The organism is Mycobacterium sp. SMC-16 (assembly GCF_046250085.1).
In the GTDB taxonomy this organism is placed as follows: Bacteria; Actinomycetota; Actinomycetes; order Mycobacteriales; family Mycobacteriaceae; genus Mycobacterium; species Mycobacterium phocaicum.
Window position 1 is genome coordinate 568,164 of the sequence record NZ_CP176427.1, and the last position, 21,094, is coordinate 589,257.

20 protein-coding genes and 2 pseudogenes are annotated in these 21,094 nt (G+C 66.5%); 14 read left to right on the forward strand and 8 right to left on the reverse strand.

Annotated features, from left to right (window positions below):
• Positions 1-40 precede the first annotated feature (40 nt).
• The 7 genes and pseudogenes from pstS (ACJEIK_RS02665) (at position 41) to ACJEIK_RS02695 (ending at position 8,833) form a co-directional block, all read left to right on the forward strand.
• The gene (gene pstS, locus ACJEIK_RS02665) at positions 41-1,153 is read left to right on the forward strand and encodes a phosphate ABC transporter substrate-binding protein PstS (RefSeq protein ID WP_133428302.1); all 1,113 of its coding nucleotides are present in this window, start codon (positions 41-43) and stop codon (positions 1,151-1,153) included.
• Positions 1,154-1,225: 72 nt separating this feature from the next.
• Positions 1,226-2,257 (forward strand): phosphate ABC transporter permease subunit PstC, encoded by a 1,032-nt coding sequence (gene pstC / locus ACJEIK_RS02670; RefSeq protein WP_409430999.1) that lies wholly within the window; start codon positions 1,226-1,228, stop codon positions 2,255-2,257.
• Between the two features lie 8 nt (positions 2,258-2,265).
• Positions 2,266-2,889: pseudogene (pstA, locus tag ACJEIK_RS02675) on the forward strand (phosphate ABC transporter permease PstA); the annotation flags it as partial.
• Between the two features lie 88 nt (positions 2,890-2,977).
• A complete protein-coding gene (locus tag ACJEIK_RS02680) occupies positions 2,978-4,405 on the forward strand; it encodes a tyrosine-type recombinase/integrase (protein WP_409431000.1) in 1,428 nt (475 codons plus the stop codon).
• A 149-nt stretch (positions 4,406-4,554) separates the two neighbouring features.
• Positions 4,555-6,279: a hypothetical protein gene (locus ACJEIK_RS02685; RefSeq protein WP_409431001.1), complete on the forward strand. Its 1,725-nt coding sequence runs from the start codon at positions 4,555-4,557 to the stop codon at positions 6,277-6,279.
• Positions 6,276-8,411 (forward strand): hypothetical protein, encoded by a 2,136-nt coding sequence (locus ACJEIK_RS02690; RefSeq protein WP_409431002.1) that lies wholly within the window; start codon positions 6,276-6,278, stop codon positions 8,409-8,411. The genes ACJEIK_RS02685 and ACJEIK_RS02690 overlap by 4 nt, the downstream gene beginning before the upstream one ends.
• On the forward strand, positions 8,408-8,833 hold the full coding sequence (locus ACJEIK_RS02695; RefSeq protein WP_409431003.1) for a hypothetical protein: 426 nt from the start codon (positions 8,408-8,410) through the stop codon (positions 8,831-8,833). The genes ACJEIK_RS02690 and ACJEIK_RS02695 overlap by 4 nt, the downstream gene beginning before the upstream one ends.
• 63 nt (positions 8,834-8,896) lie before the next feature.
• Here ACJEIK_RS02695 and ACJEIK_RS02700 read toward each other — a convergent pair whose 3' ends face one another.
• Positions 8,897-9,373 carry an ArsI/CadI family heavy metal resistance metalloenzyme gene (locus ACJEIK_RS02700; RefSeq protein ID WP_061002103.1) on the reverse strand — a complete coding sequence of 159 codons (477 nt, stop codon included), beginning with the start codon at positions 9,371-9,373 and terminating at the stop codon, positions 8,897-8,899.
• 101 nt (positions 9,374-9,474) lie between these two features.
• Here ACJEIK_RS02700 and ACJEIK_RS02705 point away from each other — a divergent pair, with 101 nt between their 5' ends.
• A complete protein-coding gene (locus ACJEIK_RS02705; protein ID WP_061002101.1) occupies positions 9,475-9,834 on the forward strand; it encodes an Rv2640c family ArsR-like transcriptional regulator in 360 nt (119 codons plus the stop codon).
• Positions 9,835-9,845: 11 nt separating this feature from the next.
• Here the strand turns inward: ACJEIK_RS02705 and ACJEIK_RS02710 are convergent, their stop codons facing one another.
• Positions 9,846-10,142, reverse strand: coding sequence for a hypothetical protein (locus ACJEIK_RS02710; protein ID WP_409431004.1), 297 nt, complete (start codon positions 10,140-10,142; stop codon positions 9,846-9,848).
• 15 nt (positions 10,143-10,157) lie between these two features.
• The gene (locus tag ACJEIK_RS02715; protein WP_212814985.1) at positions 10,158-10,835 is read right to left on the reverse strand and encodes an ArsR family transcriptional regulator; all 678 of its coding nucleotides are present in this window, start codon (positions 10,833-10,835) and stop codon (positions 10,158-10,160) included.
• A 240-nt stretch (positions 10,836-11,075) separates the two neighbouring features.
• On the opposite strand from ACJEIK_RS02715, the gene pstS (ACJEIK_RS02720) reads away from it, so the two are divergent.
• From pstS (ACJEIK_RS02720) to ACJEIK_RS02745, 6 genes are all read left to right on the forward strand, one after another.
• A complete protein-coding gene (gene pstS, locus ACJEIK_RS02720; protein ID WP_071287805.1) occupies positions 11,076-12,194 on the forward strand; it encodes a phosphate ABC transporter substrate-binding protein PstS in 1,119 nt (372 codons plus the stop codon).
• 89 nt (positions 12,195-12,283) lie between these two features.
• Entirely contained in the window at positions 12,284-13,255 is a 972-nt protein-coding gene (pstC, locus tag ACJEIK_RS02725) for a phosphate ABC transporter permease subunit PstC (RefSeq protein WP_083420453.1), read from the forward strand.
• A gap of 1 nt (position 13,256) precedes the next feature.
• Positions 13,257-14,159 (forward strand): phosphate ABC transporter permease PstA, encoded by a 903-nt coding sequence (pstA, locus tag ACJEIK_RS02730; RefSeq protein ID WP_071287806.1) that lies wholly within the window; start codon positions 13,257-13,259, stop codon positions 14,157-14,159.
• Between the two features lie 19 nt (positions 14,160-14,178).
• Positions 14,179-14,955, forward strand: a complete 777-nt coding sequence (gene pstB / locus ACJEIK_RS02735; protein WP_061002092.1) for a phosphate ABC transporter ATP-binding protein PstB — start codon at positions 14,179-14,181, stop codon at positions 14,953-14,955.
• A gap of 68 nt (positions 14,956-15,023) precedes the next feature.
• Positions 15,024-15,758, forward strand: a complete 735-nt coding sequence (locus ACJEIK_RS02740; RefSeq protein WP_071287807.1) for a winged-helix domain-containing protein — start codon at positions 15,024-15,026, stop codon at positions 15,756-15,758.
• Positions 15,755-16,813, forward strand: a complete 1,059-nt coding sequence (locus ACJEIK_RS02745) for a helicase associated domain-containing protein (protein ID WP_071287829.1) — start codon at positions 15,755-15,757, stop codon at positions 16,811-16,813. The genes ACJEIK_RS02740 and ACJEIK_RS02745 overlap by 4 nt, the downstream gene beginning before the upstream one ends.
• A gap of 24 nt (positions 16,814-16,837) precedes the next feature.
• On the opposite strand, the gene ACJEIK_RS02750 is transcribed toward ACJEIK_RS02745, so the two are convergent.
• The 5 genes and pseudogenes from ACJEIK_RS02750 to arsB all read right to left on the reverse strand — a co-directional run.
• Positions 16,838-18,259, reverse strand: coding sequence for an FAD-dependent oxidoreductase (locus tag ACJEIK_RS02750; protein ID WP_071287808.1), 1,422 nt, complete (start codon positions 18,257-18,259; stop codon positions 16,838-16,840).
• Between the two features lie 112 nt (positions 18,260-18,371).
• Positions 18,372-18,791 carry a low molecular weight phosphatase family protein gene (locus ACJEIK_RS02755; protein WP_071287809.1) on the reverse strand — a complete coding sequence of 140 codons (420 nt, stop codon included), beginning with the start codon at positions 18,789-18,791 and terminating at the stop codon, positions 18,372-18,374.
• Positions 18,788-19,315, reverse strand: a complete 528-nt coding sequence (locus tag ACJEIK_RS02760) for a GNAT family N-acetyltransferase (RefSeq protein ID WP_071287810.1) — start codon at positions 19,313-19,315, stop codon at positions 18,788-18,790. The genes ACJEIK_RS02755 and ACJEIK_RS02760 overlap by 4 nt, the downstream gene beginning before the upstream one ends.
• Before the next feature lie 4 nt (positions 19,316-19,319).
• Positions 19,320-19,988, reverse strand: a complete 669-nt coding sequence (locus ACJEIK_RS02765; RefSeq protein ID WP_409431005.1) for an arsenate reductase ArsC — start codon at positions 19,986-19,988, stop codon at positions 19,320-19,322.
• Positions 19,989-20,026: 38 nt separating this feature from the next.
• Positions 20,027-21,067, reverse strand: a pseudogene (gene arsB / locus ACJEIK_RS02770) (ACR3 family arsenite efflux transporter); the annotation flags it as partial.
• Positions 21,068-21,094: the final 27 nt, after the last annotated feature.

The following is a 21,094-nucleotide window of genomic DNA, read 5'->3' on the forward strand; positions in this document are numbered from 1 at the left end:
CTTGAAAGCCGACCATCGGCCGACACCGAAAGTAGGACCCGTGAAGTTCACCAGCATCGGTAAAGCATTCGTCGTCACCGCAGCGGCCGCATCGCTTGCCGTCGGCATGACCGCGTGTGGCAACGACAACACCTCCGGCACTTCGTCGTCGTCGGCGTCCGGTTCGTCTGCCGAGTGTGGCGGCAAGAACGCGCTGACCGCCGAGGGCTCGACCGCGCAGCAGAACGCGATCGCCGAGTTCAACAAGGCCTGGGGCCAGGTGTGCGCCGGCAAGAACCTGTCCTACAACGGCACCGGCTCGGGTGCCGGCCGCCAGCAGTTCATCGCCAAGCAGGTCGACTTCGCCGGTTCCGACTCGGCGCTGGCCAAGGAGCAGATCGAGAAGGCCGCCGAGCGCTGCGGTGGCAACCCGGCGTGGAACCTGCCGCTGGTCTTCGGCCCCGTCGCGATGGCCTACCACCTCGAAGGCGTGAGCAAGCTCGTCGTCAACGCCGACGTGCTGGCCAAGATCTTCCAGGGTGAGATCAAGAAGTGGAACGACCCGGCCATCGCCGCGCTGAACGCCGGCACCACCCTGCCGGACACCGACATCAAGCCGGTCTACCGCTCGGACTCGTCGGGCACCACCGACAACTTCCAGAAGTACCTGGCCGCCGCGGCTCCCGAGAGCTGGAAGAAGGGCGCCGGTAGCGAGTTCCAGGGCGGCGCCGGTGAAGGCGCGCAGAAGTCGGCCGGCGTCGTGCAGGCCGTCCAGGCCACCCCGGGCGCCATCGGTTACGTCGAGAAGAGCCCGGCCGCAGCCGCCGGGCTGCCGTTCGCGCAGATCGACAACGGTTCGGGCGCAGTCGAACTGACCGACGACAACGCCAAGAAGGCCATCGCCGCCGCCAAGTTCGCCAAGGACGGCAACGACCTGGCTCTCGACCTGAAGTCGCTGTACTCGACCAAGGAAGCCGGCGCCTACCCGCTGGTGCTGGCCACCTACGAGATCGTCTGCTCGAAGGGCTACGACGCCGACACCGCCGCCGCGGTGAAGTCGTTCCTGAAGGTCGCCGCCAACCAGGGCCAGGCCAACCTGTCGAAGGCGGGCTACATCCCGCTGCCCGACGCCTTCAAGGCGCGTCTGCTGCAGTCGGTCGACGCAATCGCTTAAGCAGTGCTGGCGCTCCGGTTCCATCGCAGTAAGGATGGAACCGGAGCCCACGACCGTTAGGTTCCTGACAGGATGACAGTGACAACACCGAATCCAGCCGACGCGGGGTCGGGGGAGGCAATTGCCGCACACTTCCCCGAGCCGACGCCGGTGTCTCTCGACCCGTCGAAGGGCTCGAAAGTTCGCCTGGGCGACCGGATTTTCCGCCTACTCGCCGAGGGTTCCGGCGTACTGATCGTCGCGCTCATCGCGGCCATCGGTGTGTTCCTGCTGTGGCGCGCCATCCCGGCGCTGGCCCGCAACAAGGAGAACTTCTTCACCTTCGGCGGCAACTGGGTCACCACCGACACCTCCGCGATGCACTTCGGCATCCTCGATCTGCTGCAGGTCACCGTCTTCGTGTCGGTGTTCGCGCTGCTGATCGCGATGCCGGTCGCACTGGGTATCGCGATCTTCGTCACGCAGTACGCGCCGCGCCGGCTGTCCGGCCCGCTGTCGTACATGGTGGACCTGCTGGCCGCGGTGCCGTCGATCGTCTACGGCGTCTGGGGTCTGTACGTGCTGGCCCCGGTGCTCAAGCCGTTTGCGTTGTGGCTCAACAAGGATCTGGGCTGGCTGTTCCTGTTCAAGACCGGTAATGCCTCGGTAGCCGGTGGCGGCACCATCTTCACCGCCGGCATCGTGCTCGCGGTGATGATCCTGCCGATCATCACCGCGGTGACCCGCGAGGTCTTCGTGCAGACGCCGCGCGGCCAGATCGAAGCCGCGCTGGCGCTGGGCGCCACCCGCTGGGAAGTCGTGCGCACCACCGTGCTGCCCTTCGGCCTCTCTGGCTACATCAGCGGCGCCATGCTCGGCCTCGGCCGAGCACTCGGTGAGACCATCGCGCTGCTGATCATCCTGCGCGGTACGCAGACCCACTTCAGCTGGACCCTGTTCGACGGCGGCTACACGTTCGCCAGCAAGATCGCTGCCACCGCAAGCGAATTCAACGACCAGTTCAAGGCCGGCGCGTACATCGCCGCCGGCCTGGTGCTGTTCATCCTCACGTTCGTGGTGAACTCCGCGGCGCGGGCGACGGTGGCCGGTAGGGGAGCGAAATGAACGCCAAGATGGCCGCGATGCTCGAGCGGCCCGTCAAGCACCAGTCGTTCGAAGGCGTCAGCCTGCGTCGCAAGGTGACCAACTGGGTGGCCACTGTGCTGGTCAGTCTGTCGGTGCTGGTGGCGCTGATCCCGCTGGTGTGGGTGCTGTATTCCGTTGTGACCAAGGGCTACAAGGCGATCACGTCGGCGGATTGGTTCACCAACTCGCAGTCCGGCATGACCGCGTTCGTGGAGGGCGGCGGTGCGTATCACGCCATCGTCGGCACCGTGCTGCAGGCGCTTGTCTGTGCTGTCATCTCGATCCCGATCGGTGTGATGGTTGCGGTGTACCTCGTCGAATACGGCGGCGGCACCCGGCTGGGCAAGGTCACCACCTTCATGGTCGACATCCTCACCGGTGTCCCGTCGATCGTCGCCGCGCTGTTCGTCTACGCGCTGTGGGTGGCCACGCTGGGCTTCCAGCGCACCGGTTTCGCGGTGTCGCTGTCGCTGGTGCTGCTGATGATCCCGGTCATCGTGCGGTCCACCGAGGAGATGCTGCGCATCGTCCCGATGGACCTGCGGGAGGCCAGCTACGCACTCGGCATCCCCAAGTGGAAAACGATTGTGCGCATTGTCATTCCGACAGCGCGGACAGTTCTATAGCCACCGTTTCTGTTGTGGTTGAATGACCCGACTTTCTGATGGGAGCGGGCGGTTGGATTCTGGTAGCTGGTCTGTGCATCGGTTCGACTTTCGTCGATCGAACGGTGTGGTTGTAGAGGGGCTTGAACAGCAGGGGTTGGATCTGAGTGCCTGGGCGGCGCGGCTCGGCGTTCGGGATGGGCAGCGCTATCTGTTGGGGCCCAACGGATTTCCTGATGTTCGCGTGAATGCTTTTCTGGCCTCGGCGCGGATGCGCAACTTGGCCGAGACCACACAGCGCGATTACGCGCACGCGTTGGCGCTGTGGCTCAACTTCCTGGAGACCCGAGGAATCTCGTGGTGGGATGCTGCCGTCGACGATGCCGAGGAGTTCGAGTTCTGGCGGTTGATCGATCCGGCCAACGCCGCGCCGGTGGGGACATCGACGTTCGCCAAGGATGTGGCGGCGTGTAAGAAGTTCTACCGGTGGACGGCGGCTCGGTTCCCCGACGTCGTCGACGTGTTCGCGGAGGTGAGCTTTCCGCGGGCGAAACGCCAAGCGGGCGTGAAGTGGTTGGACCCGGCCGCCATCGTACGTTGGCGCGACGTGGGGCTGCGGGGCAGGGACTTGTCCGGACGGCGCGACCGGTCATGGAAGGGACGAAATGAGCAGCGGGACAGCGCTTTTGTCGACGGCCTCTACGGGACGGGTCTGCGCCTGACAGAGTGGGCCAGCGTGGTTTTGCCGGAGTTGCCGACGCTGGAGGCGGACCGGGGTTTTTTCACCTGCCAGCTGGCGGATGCGTGTGCAAAGGGCGGGTACGGGCATACGTATTGGATGCCGCGTGCGGCGCTGAGCGAGGTGCGTGCCTATATCGAGGGGGCGCGTGCGCGCGCGGTCCGCGACGCGCAGTGCGCCGGCCGCTATCAGCAGATGGCGGGGATCTGCGTTGTCGCCGAGACCGGGCGCCGGCGCTCGGTCTCGCTGCCCGACGGGGATGCGATGGTGGAGCGCAACTGGAATCTCATTGGTCCGCGCGTGCGGCGCACGCTGTTTCGCCGGACGCCGTCGGGCTTGGAGCCGCTGGCGCTGTGGCTCAATGAGGATGGCACGCCCCGCGATCCGCATGGTTGGCACCACACATTTGAGACGGGGAACCAGCGGATCGCCGATCTTGGGTTGGCGGATTTCAGCTGTACACCGCATATGTGTCGACATTCTTTTGCACTGAAATGGTTTTCGATCGCCAGGCTGGTCCAGTTGGCACAGCTGGGCCACCTGAGTACTCAGGAGGCCAGTGACTTTCGCGCCCAGTTCGGCGACACCTGGCATCTTGTGCAGACGATGCTCGGTCATGCCCGGGTGGAGACCACCAAGAACGTGTATTTGGAGCCGTTCCGCAACCTGGACGTCGAGGTGCTGCTGACCCACGCAGACGGGTTTCCGATCGCGGAGTTCATGGCCGCTGCGTTCGCCACGCACCCGAAGGTCGCCGGTGACCCGCTCATGGCGGTGCAATGACACGGCGGGGTCGCAAGGCTGCATTGCCCAAGAGTGGTCATGGCACTGATCGTGGCCTGGTGCCGGGAAGCTTGACTGTGCGCTGTTTTTCCCAAAAGTCCGGCACTGTAATCGATTTCGATTTCTCGGCGCTCTCGACGGCGCCGGATGTGCAACGCGCTCTGGCCCTCGCGTTCGCGCGGCGCACCGCTCCAGGTGGCGGCCTGAACGCGGTGCAGTCGTTTCGTATCAGCTTCCGCGTGGCGCGGCTGTTCAGCGATTATGTGTCCGCCCTGCCATCCCCGCCGCTGCACATGGCCGACGTGACGGCTCAACACATCGACGGGTTTCACGCGTCGCGAGGCCACATCTCGTGTGCTCCGATGGAGCTGGGTGCGCTCAAGGCGCTGTTGTTGCGTGCCGATGGCATCGGCGAGGCGTTGCGGGCCAAGCTGCATGAAGCCAACCCGCCGTTCGTGGCCAGCGGAGAGGGCAAATCAAGCTACAGCCGTGCGGAGTTCAAACGAATCGCCGACGCAGCGCGATCGGACCTGAGGGCCGCGGCAGCGCGCATTCGTTCCAATCGGGCGTTGCTGGCGCGGTTCCGCGCCGGGGAGTTGGCCGACCCCGATCGGCGTTTGGAACTGCTCGATTGGGTAGACCGTACCGGCGATGTTCCGCGGTATGAACGAAAGTACCGGCAAGGCACCAACATCAAGGCCTGGGTACAGCAGGGGCGTTACGGCAGCGTGGCCGATGTCATTCGGTGGGCGCACCTGGATGGCTTTGAGGCCAGTGCCGGTGCGGTGTTACTGGCGGTGATGACCGGGGAGAACATGAGCGTCATCTTGGACACCCCGGCGGCCCATCACCGCGCCGACGGGTACACCGGGGACGCGGCGACGGCAATCCTGGACACCTACAAGGCGCGTCGCGGCGCCCGGGCGTACATGAATCTGGTGCTGTCGCAGGTTCCCGACTGGATCAGCATCCCCGCTGAGCCCCAGGCGCTGTCGGTTCGCGACGAGTTGCACACCCCGTTCGGTCTGTACGCGCTGCTGCTGGAGCTGACGGCGCGTTCGCGTGAGATCACCGGCAGTGACCGGCTGCTGCTCGGTTATCACTGGACCGGTGGGCACAGCGGTTTAGGGCGGGGGTTTCGGGTTCCCCCGGGGCACAAGTGTTTCGCCACGTGGGCCGACAGGCACAATCTGCGCAGCGATGCGCTCGACAGCCAGGGCCGCGCGGTACCGCTGGCGGTGGCGGCGGGCCGGATCAGACTGACGTACCTTCAACTGCACCAGAAGCCGGTGGCGCACACCGAGACCACGCTGGTACGCGACTACCTGGGCCGTGATCGAGGCAATCTGCAGGAGTATCGCGGCGTGGTCGCCGCGGCGCTGGCTGATCAGGTGGACACCGCCCGTACCCGCGCCGCCATGGACGTGATCTCCCCCGCCGAACTCGAACAAGCCAGCTCCGACCCCGAGGCGATCGCCGCCAGTCACGGGGTGGACGCCGCGACCCTGCAACAGCTGGCGCGCGGGGAGCTCGACACGGTCATGAATGCGTGTATCGACCACGAGAACAGTCCGCACGCCCCGGCGGGGCAACCCTGCCGGGCGTCGTTCATGACGTGTTTGGAGTGTCCGTGTGCGCGGGCGCTGCCACGCCACCTACCGATTCAGGTGCTGGTTCATGACCGCCTGGCGGCCCGCCGGGCCGTCATGCCGCCGCTGGCGTGGGTGCAGCGTTTCTCGGTGCCGTACGCGCAGCTCGCCGACCTGCTGGCCCGCCAGGACCCGCTGGACGTAGCGGAGGCACGCGCCAATCCCACACCGGCGCAACGTGATCTGGTGGAGCGGTTCGTCAATCGGGAATTGGATCTACGGTGACGACGCTCGCGGCAACGGACTGCTGGCCCGAGGGCCCGCCGGCGGGGGTGTCCTGGCCAACCCCTGACACGGTGGTGTTGCTGGACCGCGAACTGGTACCCGGAACCGATGTGAGCACGTTGTGCCGTTTCGGCGCGGACCGCTGGCGGCTCTCGGAGGCGATCTTCGAAGAGCACGAGACTGCGGCGAGCCTGAACTTCGCGGCACTGCCCGCTCCGCTGCGACTGGCGGCCAAACACTATGTGTGGCAGCTGATTAACCACGACGCGCCGACACCACTGTATCGGGTGGGCGCCGAACGGGCTTCGATCCGCACCATCTTGTCGGCGTGGTCGGGGTTCAAAGATTTCCTCACCTGGCTGCATCGCCGCCAGATCACCCAGTTCTGCGACGTGACCCACGATCTGCTCGATGACTACCTCAGTCATGTCGGCGATCAGGACATCACCCTGGAGGCCAAATTCCGCCGCACCGTCGAGGTCCGGCGGCTGTGGAGCTATCGCAGCATTCTGCCCGCATCGATGCGCCTGCCCGTGTTGCCGCCGTGGGCAGGCGATCCGGCGGGCGAGCTGTTCGGGCGCGCGCGAACCAGCCGGGAAAACCGCACCCCACGTATCGCCGAAGCGACCATGGCGGCGCTGCTGTCATGGTCGCTGCGCTTCGTGGAGGATTTTGCCGCCGATATCGTGGCCGCCCACACCGAGTACGTGCGGCTCAAGGCGCGCACGCCGGAGGGGCGGCGCCGACACGGGCCGGTGCCGTTTCGGCCTCCGCCCGGCACCGTCGAGCGGCAAATGCGCGCCTACCTCGACGACGTGAAACGACGTGGCGCTTGCCTGCCAGGCAAGACAAGCGCCGACGGTCAGGTCGAGGTGGACTGGCGCCACGTCGGCATGATTCTGGAGCGCTCGTTTAACTCCAAGACTGCCTCCAGCCCGGCCGGGCAGCTGCTGCTGGCTGCCGGCGTGCCCGTCGCCGATGACGCCTACCTCGATACCGCGATCACCGCGCAGCTCGACGGCCAGCCATGGCATGCCGGCCCGATCGCCTACCGCGACGCCAAAGTCCTTGCCCGGCACCTGAGTACGGCGTGTTTGGTGGTGATCGCCTATCTGTCCGGGGCCCGCCCGGGCGAGGTGCTCAACCTGCGCCGCGACTGCATCAGTCACGATGACGCGGCCGACATGTGGTTGATGTCAGGGGTGTTCTTCAAAAACGCCGTGGATGTCAGCGGCAACAAGATCCCCGCGGGGGCACCACGGCGTGACCCCTGGGTGGTGGTGGCACCGGTGGCCGACGCGGTGGCGGTACTGCAGCGCCTGCACGACGATGACTTGTTGTTTCCGGTCACCCTCGAGGTGGGGCGAAGCCGGCCCCGCAATATCACGCGCAGCGGGCGGGCCCGTACCGAATCGACTCCCGACATTGCCGCGTTCATCGACTGGGTCAACGACTACTGCCGCCCCCGCGGACTACCGCCGATCCCACCCGATCCGCGTGGCGGGCTGAGCATTTCGCGGTTTCGCCGCACACTGGCGTGGTTTATCCGACGCCGCCCACGCGGCCTGGTCGCCGGTGCGATCCAATACGGACATGTGCACACTCGGCTGATTCAGGGTTACGCCGGCGACTACAACTCCGGCTTTCCCGACGAATACGCCTTCGAAGACTTCTTGGCCCGCATGGAAGAACTGGCCGCCGACGAACAAGCCCTGGCCGGTGGCGAGCATGTATCGGGACCGGCTGCGCACACCTACCGCTCCCGTGTCAGCGCAGCGAGCAAGCAGTTCGGCGGCCACGTGATCACCAGCGCCAAACAGGCACGTGATCTGCTGGGCAATCCGCTGCTGCAGATCTTTCACGGCGACGGGATGACGTGTGTGTTCGAACCGGCCCAGGCACGGTGCCAGATCCGCGGCAGCGCCGAGGATCCTATGGTGACCCCGGATATCGATGACTGTCAGCCGCGGTGTCGTAACATCGCGCGCACCGACCGTGACATCATGGCCGTGCGCGCCCGTCACGATGAGCTGGCCGACATCGTCAACGACAGTTTGGCGCCACCGTTGCGCCATGCACGTGAGCGCCAAGAGCTTTCGCGCTTGGCGGCGATTCTGCAGGAGCACCAATGAGTGGCAGTGTTGCACAACGAGACAACGACCCGGTGCGCCAGAAGATCATGGCCGCGATGGATCGACTGCTGGCGGGCGAGCCGCTGCGGTCGAGCGGGCGGCTCAGCGTGTCCCAGCTGGCGGTGGAGGCCGATGTCGGCCGCTGGCAGCTGACGCATCAGCACGTCGATCTCAAAGAGCAGTTCCAGGCCCGGGTCCGCAACGCTGACGGGGCGCCGGCCGCCTTCGCCCGTCAACTCAGCGACCACGCGAAACTCCAACGCGACCACACCGCGCTGCTCGCGCACTGCGTCGAGTTGGAGGAACGCCTCGCCACCTATGCCAGTGTCATTCAGCTGCTGGTCCTGGAACGCGAAGCCGCTGCGCGGAAAGCTCCTGTCGCCGATATTGCGTCACGACGCATCACTGGCCAGGGCCGCTAACCGACCACGCGGCCCTGCTGCACGCCGCGGTACGCCGTGGCGTGCAGCCGGGCTGCTGGGGCCTCAGCAGCAGGAGGCGGCGCTGGGCTGACCAGCTTCAGCGGCCGCGGTGCCGCCGCAGCAGACACCGCCTTCGCCGGAGTCGTCGAGAAGGTTGGGGCTGGAGCCAAAGGTGTCCGAATCGGCGAGCACGGTGTAGACCTCCCACTTCTCGCCGGCCGGGCCGGTCACCCACACTTTGTCCTGGGTGGCGAAACAGCACGTGGTGCCGATTTCCTCGTCGGTGAATAAGCCTTCGCCGGTCAACCGGGCGATCTCGCTGTGGACCTGCTCGCTGGAGGCCACCTCGACGCCGAGATGGTTGATGGTGCCGCCCTTGCCGGGGTTCTCCAGCAGCACCAACTTGAGGGGCGGCTCGGCCACCGCGAAGTTGGCGTAACCCGGCTTCACCTTGGCCGGGCTGATGCCAAACAGCTTGGAGTAGAACGTGATTGCCTCGTCGAGGTTGTCGACGTTAAGGGCGAGCTGGACACGGGACATGGTCGAGACCTCCAGTATTGGATGTGACATATATCGAATTGGCGCCGACCTCAGCTTGCCACCTTTTTGATATATGTCAAGATCGCTGGCACGATGGTGTCATGCCCAAGGCGTTACCGATGATCGACATGTCCGAGCCGGTGTGTTGCAACCCGGTGGCCTCGGGCCCGATGGGCGATGAGGATGCGCTGGCGGTGGCCATGCGGCTCAAGGCAATCGCCGACCCGGTGCGCATCAAGATCTTGTCGTCCCTGTTCAGCGCGGCCGATGGCGAGCAGACCAGCGGGGACCTGTCCGAAGCGCTCGGCGTAGGAGAGTCCACGATCAGTCATCACATCGGGCAGCTGCGCACCGCGGGGCTGGTGTTGTCCGATCGCCGCGGCATGAGGGTGTTCCACCGGGTGAAACCTGATGCGCTGCAAGCGTTGTGTGTGGTACTCGATCCCCGCTGCTGCCAATAGCGGGGCGGCCTCTAGGCGCGCCCGGGGTATGCGCGCAGCAGCCGCTCGATGGTGCGCCGCTGCCCAGGATGGGGCAGCCGGCCGGTGACACCGACAATCGCCACCGCGACCTCCACCGGATCGGCCGGGCGGTCCACCAAGTGCTCGACCACCTGCTGGGCCTGCTTCGGCGTCAGCGACGGCGGGCCCGCCAACGCCATGAGCGGTGAATACCCCAGGCCCGGAGCCTCATTCGGGTAGCCCGCCCGGAACCGATCGCGCAACGCCCGCAGGCGGCGCGTGAGCGGGACGGAGGCTGTGCCGGCCACCGTGACCACCGGACCTCAGCCCGCCCGCAGCCGCGGGGCGACGTGATCGATGCGTTCGACAAGCGTGTCGACCACGATGTCGAAGGCATCGGGCGTCGCCGCGCGGACCGGATCGGGGATCGACCAGTGGATCCGTTGCGGGTCGGCGGGCAGTTCCTCGTGCGCGTTGTCACACACCGCGATCACCAGGTCGCTGGGCTGCAGCACGTCGTCGAGGCGCTGGGGTGTGCGCGCCGGCATCGGCACCTGCCGACGCTGCGCGGCCGCCAGTGCCAAGGGATGAATGTGCTCGGCGGGATGGGTGCCGGCCGAGGTGGCCGGCACGGCGCTCATACGGTTCCAGATCGCCGCCGCGAGCTGACTGCGCGCAGAATTCTGCGTGCAGACGAAAACCACCCGGCGCGCCCGCCGCCCCGCCACGGGCACCATGGCATCCAACGCGCGGCGGTCCAAATGCAAGTACGTACGGCGCCCGTCGGCTTCGGAGCGGCGGCGGGTGATGAGCCCGGCCTCGGCCAGCACCCGCAGATGATGGGCCAACAGATTCGACCCGACACTCAGCAGCTCTTGAAGTTCCGACGGGGAGGCGTCTGCCAGCAACAAATGGTCAACGATGGTGAGGCGGCCCGGATCGGCCAGTGCGGCGTGGATGGCCGCCCGGTGGTGCACGGTGTCACTCGACTCCATAGGCATTGACTCAATGTTCATTGAGTTATCACGATACGTCAAGGTAGGGCATACCGCTGCAGCGGACACCCTCCCAGCGTGGTTCATCTTCCGTTCATCGTGATTGGGCCGGACGTTCATGGGGGACGCCTAGGTTCTGTTGCCGGACGGAGACAGAACCGTCTAGCGGAGCGACATTTTCGTGCTCGGCCCAACCCGGTGACGCAAATTTTTGCGGACGTCACCCCAATGCTGTGAGGGAGTTCTGTGAAGCTCAACCGATTTGGCGTCTCCGTGAGCTTGGTGGCCGCCGGAGCGCTGGCGCTGTCGGCGTGCGGCAGCGACAACAACGCGTCCTCGGGTGGCTCGAGCGCCAACGGCGGTTCGTCCAACGTGTCCTGCGGCGGCAAGAAGGCACTCAAGGCCAGCGGCTCGACCGCGCAGGCCAACGCGATGACCCGCTTCGTCAAGGCCTACGAGGAGGCCTGCTCGGGCTACACCCTGAACTACACCTCCAACGGTTCGGGCGCCGGCGTGAGCGAATTCCTCGGCAAGCAGACCGATTTCGGTGGCTCGGACTCCCCGCTGAACGCCAAGAAGGGCGAGATCGACAAGGCCAAGGACCGCTGCGGCTCGGAAGCCTGGAACCTGCCGGTCGTCTTCGGCCCGATCGCCATCACCTACAACGTCCCCGGCGTGACCTCCCTGTCGCTCGACGGCCCCACCGCCGCCAAGATCTTCAACGGTGAGATCAAGACCTGGAACGACCCGGCCATCGCCGCACTGAACAACGGCGTCGCCCTGCCGGCCGACCCGATCCACGTGGTCTTCCGCAGCGACGAATCCGGCACCACCGACAACTTCCAGAAGTACCTGGACGCGGCCTCTGACGGCGCCTGGGGCAAGGGCGCCGGCAAGGCCTTCGCCGGCGGCGTCGGCGAAGGTGCCAAGGGCAACGAGGGCACCTCGGCCGCCATCAAGAACACCCCCGGATCGATCACCTACAACGAGTGGTCCTTCGCCAAGACCCAGGGCCTGACCACCGCCAAGGTCGTCACCTCGGCCGGACCGGAGCCCGTCGACATCAGCACCGAGACCGTGGGTAAGACCATCGCCGGCGCCAAGGTCAAGGGCCAGGGCAACGACCTGGTGCTCGACACCGCCACCTTCTACAAGCCGACTCAGGCCGGCTCGTACCCGATCGTGTTGGCCACCTACGAGATCGTGTGCTCGAAGTACGCCGACGCCGACACCGGCAAGGCGGTCAAGGCGTTCCTGCAGTCGACGATCACCGGTGGGCAGAAGGGCCTGGACAGCAACGGCTACATCCCGATCCCGGCCGAGTTCCAGTCGAAGTTGACCACCGCCGTCAACGCGATCTCCTGATTTGAGTTCTCATGGCGTTACAACCCGATATTTCGGGAACCCCGCGGGTGCCGTCGTCGACGGCACCCGCGCCGGGGGACAATTCACGGATGTCTGATCCGATCACGCCCCCGAAACCGGCCGCCCCGAAACGGACCAGCACCGGCGCCCTCGGCGACCGGATTTTCAAGGCCATTGCCGTCGCCGCCGGGGCCACGATCGTCATCGCCATCGCGCTGATCGCCGTGTTCCTGTTGATCCAGGCGATCCCGTCGTTGATGGCCAACCACGACAACTTCTTCACCAGCAGCGAGTTCAAGACCTCCGACGGTGACCACCTGGCGTTCGGTATCGCCGACCTGTTCATGGTCACGGTGCTCAGCGCAGGATTCGCACTGGTCTTGGCGGTACCAGTGGCGATCGGCATCGCCCTGTTCCTGACGCACTACGCCCCGGCCCGACTGTCCCGGCCGTTCGGCATCGCGGTCGACCTGCTGGCCGCGGTCCCCTCCATCGTCTTCGGCTTGTGGGGCATCTTCGTGCTGGCACCCCAGCTCTCGCCGGTGGCCGAGTTCCTCAACCGCAACCTGGGCTGGCTGTTCCTGTTCAAAGAGGGCAACGTGTCGCTAGTTGGTGGCGGCACCATCTTCACCGCGGGCATCGTCCTGGCGGTGATGATCTTGCCGATCATCACCTCGGTGAGCCGGGAAGTGTTCCGCCAGACCCCGATTCCGCACATCGAAGCCGCCCAGGCCCTGGGCGCGACGAAGTGGGAAGTGGTGCGCATGACGGTGCTGCCGTTCGGCCGCAGCGGCGTGGTGGCCGCGTCCATGCTGGGCCTGGGTCGTGCCCTCGGTGAGACCGTCGCGGTCCTGATCATCCTGCGGTCGGCGGCCAAGGCCGGTAACTGGTCGCTGTTCGACGGTGGCTACACCTTCGCATCGAAGATCGCTTCGGCCGCAGCCGAATTCAGCGCCCCGCTACCTACGGGCGCCTACATCGCTGCGGGCTTCGTCCTGTTCGCGCTGACCTTCGCGGTCAACGCTGCCGCACGCGCCATCGCCGGATCGAAGGTGAACTGAGATGAACGTCGCCACACTGGATGAGCCGATCAAGAGCCCGACTTTTCACCCGACCGCGCGCGGTCGGCGCATCAAGAACGCGGTGGCCACCACGCTGGTGGGTAGCGCCTTCGGGGTCGCACTGATCCCGCTGGTCTGGGTGCTCTACATCGTCATCGAGCGAGGCTGGCGCGCCATCGTCAGCTCCACCTGGTGGACCCGGTCGCTGCAAGGCGTGCTTCCTGAAGAGTTCGCCGGCGGTGTGTACCACGCGCTGTACGGCACCATCGTGCAGGCGAGTATCGCTGCGGTGCTGGCGATCCCGCTCGGGGTGATGGCCGCAATCTTCCTCGTCGAGTACGGCGGTGGCCGTCTGGCCCGCACCACTACCTTCATGGTGGACGTGCTGGCCGGTGTGCCGTCGATCGTCGCGGCGCTGTTCATCTTCAGCTTGTGGATCACCACCCTGGGCTTCACCCAGAGCGCGTTCGCGGTCTCGCTGGCGCTGGTGCTGCTGATGCTGCCAGTGGTGGTCCGATCCACCGAGGAAATGCTCAAGCTCGTCCCCAATGATCTGCGGGAAGCCAGCTACGCCTTGGGCATTCCGAAGTGGAAGACCATCGCACGCATCGTGGTGCCCACGGCCCTTCCCGGCATCATCACCGGCGTGCTGCTCTCGATCGCCCGCATCATCGGCGAGACCGCGCCGGTGCTGGTCTTGGTCGGCTATGCCCGTTCGATCAACTTCGACATTTTCGACGGCAACATGGCCTCGCTGCCGCTGTTGATCTACACCGAGCTGATCAACCCGCAGCCCGCAGGCCAACTACGGGTGTGGGGCGCGGCACTGACGCTCATCATCGTGGTCGCCATTTTGATCCTCGCCGCCGCGGCCACGACCCGGCTGCTCACTCGCAAACGCTGAATCGACAGGAACTTTCGTCATGGCCAAACGTATCGACCTCAAAGACGTCAACATCTTCTACGGCGCGTTCCACGCCGTAGCGGATGTCTCGCTGTCGGTGCAGCCGCGTAGCGTCACCGCGTTCATCGGGCCCTCGGGTTGCGGCAAGTCCACGGTGCTGCGCTCGCTGAACCGCATGCACGAGGTCACCCCCGGTGCCCGCGTTCAGGGCTCGGTGCTGCTCGACGGCGAGGACATCTACGCCGCCGGTGTGGACCCCGTCGGGGTGCGCCGCACCATCGGCATGGTGTTCCAGCGGCCGAACCCGTTCCCCACCATGTCCATTCGCGACAACGTCATCGCGGGGTTGAAGCTGCAGGGTGTGCGCAACAAGAAGACCCTCGATGAGGTCGTCGAGCGCTCGCTCAAAGGCGCCAACCTGTGGAACGAGGTCAAAGACCGCCTCGACAAGCCGGGGTCGGGCCTTTCGGGTGGTCAGCAGCAGCGGCTGTGCATCGCTCGGGCGATCGCGGTGCAGCCCGATGTGCTGCTGATGGACGAGCCATGCTCGGCGCTGGACCCGATCTCCACGTTGGCGATCGAGGACCTGGTCGCCGAGCTCAAGCAGGACTACACCATCGTGATCGTCACGCACAACATGCAGCAGGCTGCCCGGGTCAGCGATCAGACGGCGTTCTTCAACCTGGAAGCCACCGGTAAGCCGGGCCGGCTGATCGAGATCGACGACACCGAGAAGATGTTCTCCAATCCCGGCAAAAAGGCGACAGAGGATTACATTTCCGGACGGTTCGGTTAGCGTCAGCGTGCCGCTCACGGTAGGGGCATGAGCGGCATCAGCGGCACAGGAAGGGTGGGCGGCACGCGTTGACCATCGAGGTGCGGCGAACGAACGCGCCGATGGAGCCGGGGACCTACCGCGCGGCACTGGGTGCGCCGCGCGGCAGCCTGGTGTTGTGTGAAGTCGACTCCCGCATCGCCGCGGACCTGATGGATGAGGCCGCACGAGCGGGGATCGACACCACCTGGTGCCGCAACGGCGCTGAGACCCTGCTGGCGGTCGGCGCCGGCGCTCCGGATGTGTTGATCATGGCCGCCCGCACCGCCACCGTCGCCGCCGCCAGCATCACCTCGGCGGTGCGCGCGACCTCCGATCTGCCAATCCTGGTGGGTGCCGCGCCCGGCGAGGAAGACCTGGCGCGTCCGGTGCTGGCGGCCGGCGCGTCAGCGGTGATCGCTCGGCCCTATGCCATCGCCGCGATTACCCCCTTCGCCCTCACCGGCGAACCCGGGCCGGCGATCCTGGTCGCCGGACCGATCCACGTCGACCGGCACGGCTACGAAACCCAGGTTCGGGGCCGCGAAGTGCAGCTCACCCACCGTGAACTGGAGCTGCTGGTGTTTCTCATCGAGCGGCGCGGCAAAGTCGCCAGCAGCGAAGAGATCAGCCGCGCGGTGTGGGGGCACCCGTCGGACACCAATACTGTTGCGGTGCATGTCAAACGACTCCGCCGGAAACTGGGCGACGATCCCGAACATGGCGAGTTCATCCGCACCGTCCGCGGGGTTGGCTACCGGCTGGCACCGTCTGTGTGCGCGTGAGCGTCCCGGACACCGCGCCGCACTGGAACGATGCCCTGGCCGCCCTGCAGCGCTATCAGAGCCAGCGCGGCACCACCGACGTCGGCCCGAACATCCGCGCCTACGGCATCGATCTGGGCAAGTGGGTCGCCCGCTGCCGTGACGAGTACTGGGACGGGATCCTGGACCTCGATCACCTCGCTGCGCTGGAGGCGGTCACCGGCTGGCACTGGGGGCCGCCGCGTCCGGGCAGTTGGCGCCACGGGCACGATGCGCTCGCGACCTTCGCGCGCCAATCCGGCACGACGAGGATGCTGGCCGGCACCGTCGTCGACGGCGTCGACCTGCACGCCTGGGTGACCGCACAGCGCCAGGCCTTCACCGGCCTGGAACTGTCCGCGCCGCAAATCCGGCTGCTGGCGGCGCTGCCGGAGTGGGACTGGGACATCGAGACAGCCCGCTGGGACCACGGTATCGCCGCCGCGACCGCCTGGATCGCCGAGCACCACACGCTCGCCTCGGTGCAGCGCGACACCCGACTGGCGGACTATCCGCTGGGCCAATGGCTGCACCGCTGTCGCGAAGATTTTCGGGCCGGCACGCTGCTCGCTGACCGCGTCGCCGAGCTCGAAGCGCTGCCCGGTTGGAGCTGGGGCCGCCACCATGACAGCTGGGAGGAAGGGCTGCGGGTGTTGCGTGCCTACCTCGCCGAGACCGGCCACGCGTGCCCGCCGCAAAAGACGGTCTTTGACGGCCACCCCATCGGCTGGTGGGTCACCCACCGCCGTCGCGAGCATCGCAACGGCACCTTGCCCGTCGACCGCGCCGAACTGCTCGCCGCCCTGCCGGGGTGGCGATGGACACCGACGCAGGACCGCTGGCAGGAGGGTCTCGATGCCCTCACCACCTACGTCAGCCGGCACGGCGCCGCCACCCCTGGTCGCGGCGACACCGTCGACGGCTACCCACTCGGTGCGTGGGTGAACACCCAAAAGAGCGCGCACAAGGCGGGCCGGCTGCCTGCCGATCGGGCCGCCAAACTTGCGGCCCTACCGGGCTGGCGCTGGCGAACCTGACTCGGTTGCCACGCACCGTCTCGATCAGGCTGTCGCCGACGTGCCCAGGGCGCTGCGCTGGTGACGGGTCCAGGTTTGAGCGGCCACCTGCACCGCATCCCAGGGCGAGCCCAGCGGTGGGGTGTAGGACAAGTCGAGTTCGCTGAGCCCGTCGATAGTCATCCCGTGAAACAGGGCGGTGGCATAGGTGTCGACGCGTTTGGCGACCTCGGCGCTGCGGTGCCCGACCAGCTGAGCGCCCAGCAACGCGCCGCTGGCGGTGTCACCGGTAATCCGGATGTGGATCGGGGTGGCGCCCGGGTAGTACGCCTTGTGATCGTCGGGACTGGCCGCGACGGTGGCCGGGGTCCAACCCCGTTGCGCGGCAATGACTTCATGTTCCCGTAGCCCGGTGCGGGCGGCGACCAGATCAAACACCTTGACCACCTGGGTGCCCAGGCTGCCTGCGTAGCGGGCGTTGCCGCCGATGGCGTTCTCGCCGGCGACCCGGCCCTGCTTGTGAGCGGTGGTGCCCAGCGGGAGCCACGTCAGGCCCAACAGCCTGTGGTGCGTGTGGACGCAGTCCCCGGCGGCGTACACGTCGGGCAGATTGGTGCGCATCGCCTCGTCGACCACGATCGCGCCTTTGGTTCCGAGTTCGGCGCCGGCGTCGGCTGCCAGTTCGACATCCGGGCGCACGCCCACCACGACCAGCACGAAATCAACAGTGCGGGCGATGGTTTCGCCATCGTGGGTGCCGGTCACCGTCAGGGCGCCGGCATCGATGCGGCCGATCGCTTGCACGGTGGTGCTGGTGAGCACCTCAACCCCATGGCGCTCGAGCTCGGTGTGGACCAGGGCGCCCAACTCGGCGTCCACGGTGGGCAGCACTTCGGGCAAGGCTTCGATCTGGGTGACCGCGATACCGCGGGTGGTGAGCGCTTCGGCCATTTCCAGGCCGATGTATCCGGCACCGATGATCACCGCGCGTTTCGGGTCGCGCTTGTGCAGGGATTCCATCACCGCGAAGGTGTCGCCCATGGAATGCAGCAGGTGCACACCCTCGGCGGGGCCGAGGGCATCCGGACCGGTCAGACCGGCGATAGGAGGCCGGGCCGACACCGCGCCGGTACCGACCACCAGGGCGTCGTAGGCCAACTGCTGGGGTGTGCCGTCGGCGCCCAGGACATCGAGGGTGTGCTCGGTGACGTTGATCCGGGTGGCGGTGGTGTCGGTGAGCACCCGCATCCCGGTGGCGGCGAGGTCGGCCGCGGTGCGGTGTGCCAGGTTGCTCCAGTGGGTGACTTCACCGGAGACGTAGTAAGGGATGCCGCAGATGGAGAAGTTCGGGAAAGCGTCGGCGACTACGACGGTGACGTCGGTGGTGGGGTCGAGTTCGCGGATACGTAGGGCGGCGCTGATTCCGGCATCACTGCCACCAATGGCGACAACTCGGCGGTCAGACATCAGGGTGCTCCTCACAGGAGTGGGCGTGCGATCAAGGGATTGCCAGACGGCGGCTGCCGCGATGAAGCACCGTCCATGTCAACAATTTTCGTGATCAATGGCCCGATCGGGCCTAGTGGCCGGTGAGTCGGGAAGCCAACTCCGTGACGCGGGCGGCGATGTCGTCGCGGACCAGCCGCATCCGTTCGATGCCGTCGATGCCGCGGTCGGACGGTTCGTCGGTGTCCCAATTCTCGATCGGGGTGCCCGGTACCGGTTCGACGACGGCTTCGCGACCCAGCGTCACGACCAGATCAACCTGGCTCAGCAGATCAGGGTCGATCGGTTTGGGCTTCTCGCCGGTGATATCCACGCCGATCTCGGTCAGCACCTGTGCCGACAGCGCGTTGATTGCACCGCCGGGTTTGGTGCCGGCCGAGTAGACGGCGACAGTGTCGCCGGCCGTATGGCGCATGAGGCCTGCGGCCATTTGGGACTTTCCGCCGTTCTTCACACAGACGAAAAGCACGGCGGGTGTTTGGGGTTGGGTCATGTCGGGTCCTGTGGTGTGGGTGAGAGGCCGGTGCGGGTGCTGCGCCGTTCGAGCAGGGTGACGTCGCGCCAGCGGCCGTGGTGTTGGCCGAGGTGGTGTTGGGTGCCAACGACGCGGAAGCCGGCCGTTTCGTGCAGGGCCAGGCTGGCGGTGTTCTCGGGGAAGATGCCGCACTGCAGCGTCCAGATGCCGGCGTTCTCGCTGGAGGAGATCAGGGTCTGCAGCAGACGGGTGCCCAGGCGCTGGCCGCGGGCGGCGGCGGTGACGTAGACGCTGTGCTCGATAACACCGGCGTAGACGCATCGCGATGAGATCGGCGCGGCGGCAACCCATCCCAGGACAGTGCTGGTGTCGTCACAGGCGACGTATCGGTGCTCGGATAGGTGGCCTGCGTCGAACGCGGCCCAGTCGCCGGCGGTGCTGGCGAAGGTGGCGTCCGCAGTATCGATCCCCTCCTGGTAGATGGCCAGCACCGCGTCGGCATGAGCTGCCGTCATCGCCGCGATGTGCGGGGTCGGGTTCATGCGGTCAGCCCGTGGTGGTGACGTTGAGGTCGGCGAGCAGCCGACGGACGAGTCCTTCGATATCGTCGCGGATCGGACGCACCGCATCAACGCCTTGGCCGGCCGGGTCGGGCAGTTCCCAGTTCAGGTACCGCTTCCCGGGGAACACCGGGCAGGCGTCCCCGCAGCCCATCGTGATGACGACGTCGGCGGCCTGCACGATCTCCTCGGTCCACGGCTTGGGGTACTCACCGGTGATGTCGATACCGACCTCGGCCATCGCGTCGATCGCCGCGGGGTTGATCGCGTTGCCGGGCTCGGATCCCCCCGACCAGGCGACCGCCCGGTCACCGGCCAGGTAGGTGAAGTACCCCAACGCCATCTGAGAGCGTCCGGCGTTGTGGGTGCACAGGAACAGGACCGTGGGTTTGCCGTCGACGATCTTGCCTTCCACGCGGGCTAGAGCGTGCAGGCGCTGGCGGGCGAATCGCTCGGCCAGCAGCGGCAGAAAGTTGGGAATGGTTGCCCGGCCGGCGAATTGGTCATAGGACGTGTGCAGGAACCGTTCGATGGTCTCCACCCCGAAGGTGTCCTCGAACTCGGTCCGCAGCCGGGTCGCCGCGGTCTTGAGGGCGAGCTTCTGGTCGATGGACAGGTCGTCGCGCAGTTGGTGGGTGACAGGGGTGCCGGTCATGATGCGGATTCCGTAATCGTCGCTGAGTCGGTGGGCAGATGCTGGGACGTGTGGTGGCTGAACCGCTTTCGCAAGGCCAGGGAGACGTAAACCAGCGCGACCAGAACCGGTACCTCAATCAGTGGCCCGACGACACCGGCGAGGGCTTGGCCGGAGGTGGCGCCGTAGGTGGCGATCGCCACAGCGATGGCCAGCTCGAAGTTGTTGCCCGCGGCAGTGAACGCCAGCGTGGTGGTGCGCTCATAGCCCAGCCCCGCCGCGGCGCCGAGCACGTACCCGCCGCCCCACATGATCGCGAAGTACGCCAGCAGCGGCAGCGCGATCCGGGCGACATCCCACGGGCGGTTGATGATCTGGTCGCCCTGCAGCGCGAACAGGATCACGATCGTGAACAGCAGCCCGTACAGCGCCCACGGTCCGACGGTCGGGAGGAACTTGGTCTCGTACCATTGCCGGCCCTTGGCGCGTTCGCCCAGACGCCGCGACAGGTAGCCGGCCAACAGCGGAATCCCCAGGAAGATCAGCACCGACTTGGCGATCTGCCACGGGGAGGTGTCGATCGTGGTTTGTTCCAGCCCGAGCCAGCCCGGCAGCACCGACAGGTAGAACCAGCCCAGGACGGCGAACATGACGACCTGGAAGATCGAATTCAAGGCCACGAGCACGGCGGCGGCTTCGCGGTCGCCGCAGGCCAGGTCATTCCAGATGATCACCATCGCGATACAGCGGGCGAGGCCGACAATGATGAGGCCGGTGCGGTACTCGGGCAGGTCGGGCAGCAGCAGCCAGGCCAGGGCGAACATCAGCGCCGGGCCGAGTACCCAGTTCAGCAGCAGTGAACTGATCAACAGTTTGCGGTCACCGGTGACGGTGTCGAGGCGGTCGTAGCGGACCTTGGCCAGCACCGGGTACATCATGATCAACAGACCCAACGCGATGGGCAGGGAGATACCGTCCACCTGAATCGCTTCGAGCGCGGTGTTCATGCCCGGAATCCAATGGCCCAGCAGCAGGCCGGCAGCCATCGCGATACCGATCCACAGCGGCAGGAATCGGTCCAGGGTGGAAAGTTTGCCCATCACATGCGCGTCGGCGGGGCTGGGGGC

Bases quoted from the DNA above. Each gene is read 5' to 3' on its own strand.
- ACJEIK_RS02750 (WP_071287808.1), bottom strand. From the start codon at position 18,259: ATGTCTGACCGCCGAGTTGTCGCCATTGGTGGCAGTGATGCCGGAATC.
- ACJEIK_RS02760 (WP_071287810.1), bottom strand. From the start codon at position 19,315: ATGAACCCGACCCCGCACATCGCGGCGATGACGGCAGCTCATGCCGAC.
- ACJEIK_RS02705 (WP_061002101.1), top strand. From the start codon at position 9,475: ATGCCCAAGGCGTTACCGATGATCGACATGTCCGAGCCGGTGTGTTGC.
- pstB (WP_061002092.1), top strand. From the start codon at position 14,179: ATGGCCAAACGTATCGACCTCAAAGACGTCAACATCTTCTACGGCGCG.
- pstC (WP_409430999.1), top strand. From the start codon at position 1,226: ATGACAGTGACAACACCGAATCCAGCCGACGCGGGGTCGGGGGAGGCA.
- pstC (WP_083420453.1), top strand. From the start codon at position 12,284: ATGTCTGATCCGATCACGCCCCCGAAACCGGCCGCCCCGAAACGGACC.
- ACJEIK_RS02695 (WP_409431003.1), top strand. From the start codon at position 8,408: ATGAGTGGCAGTGTTGCACAACGAGACAACGACCCGGTGCGCCAGAAG.
- pstA (WP_071287806.1), top strand. From the start codon at position 13,257: ATGAACGTCGCCACACTGGATGAGCCGATCAAGAGCCCGACTTTTCAC.
- ACJEIK_RS02715 (WP_212814985.1), bottom strand. From the start codon at position 10,835: ATGCCTATGGAGTCGAGTGACACCGTGCACCACCGGGCGGCCATCCAC.
- ACJEIK_RS02755 (WP_071287809.1), bottom strand. From the start codon at position 18,791: ATGACCCAACCCCAAACACCCGCCGTGCTTTTCGTCTGTGTGAAGAAC.
- ACJEIK_RS02765 (WP_409431005.1), bottom strand. From the start codon at position 19,988: ATGACCGGCACCCCTGTCACCCACCAACTGCGCGACGACCTGTCCATC.
- ACJEIK_RS02700 (WP_061002103.1), bottom strand. From the start codon at position 9,373: ATGTCCCGTGTCCAGCTCGCCCTTAACGTCGACAACCTCGACGAGGCA.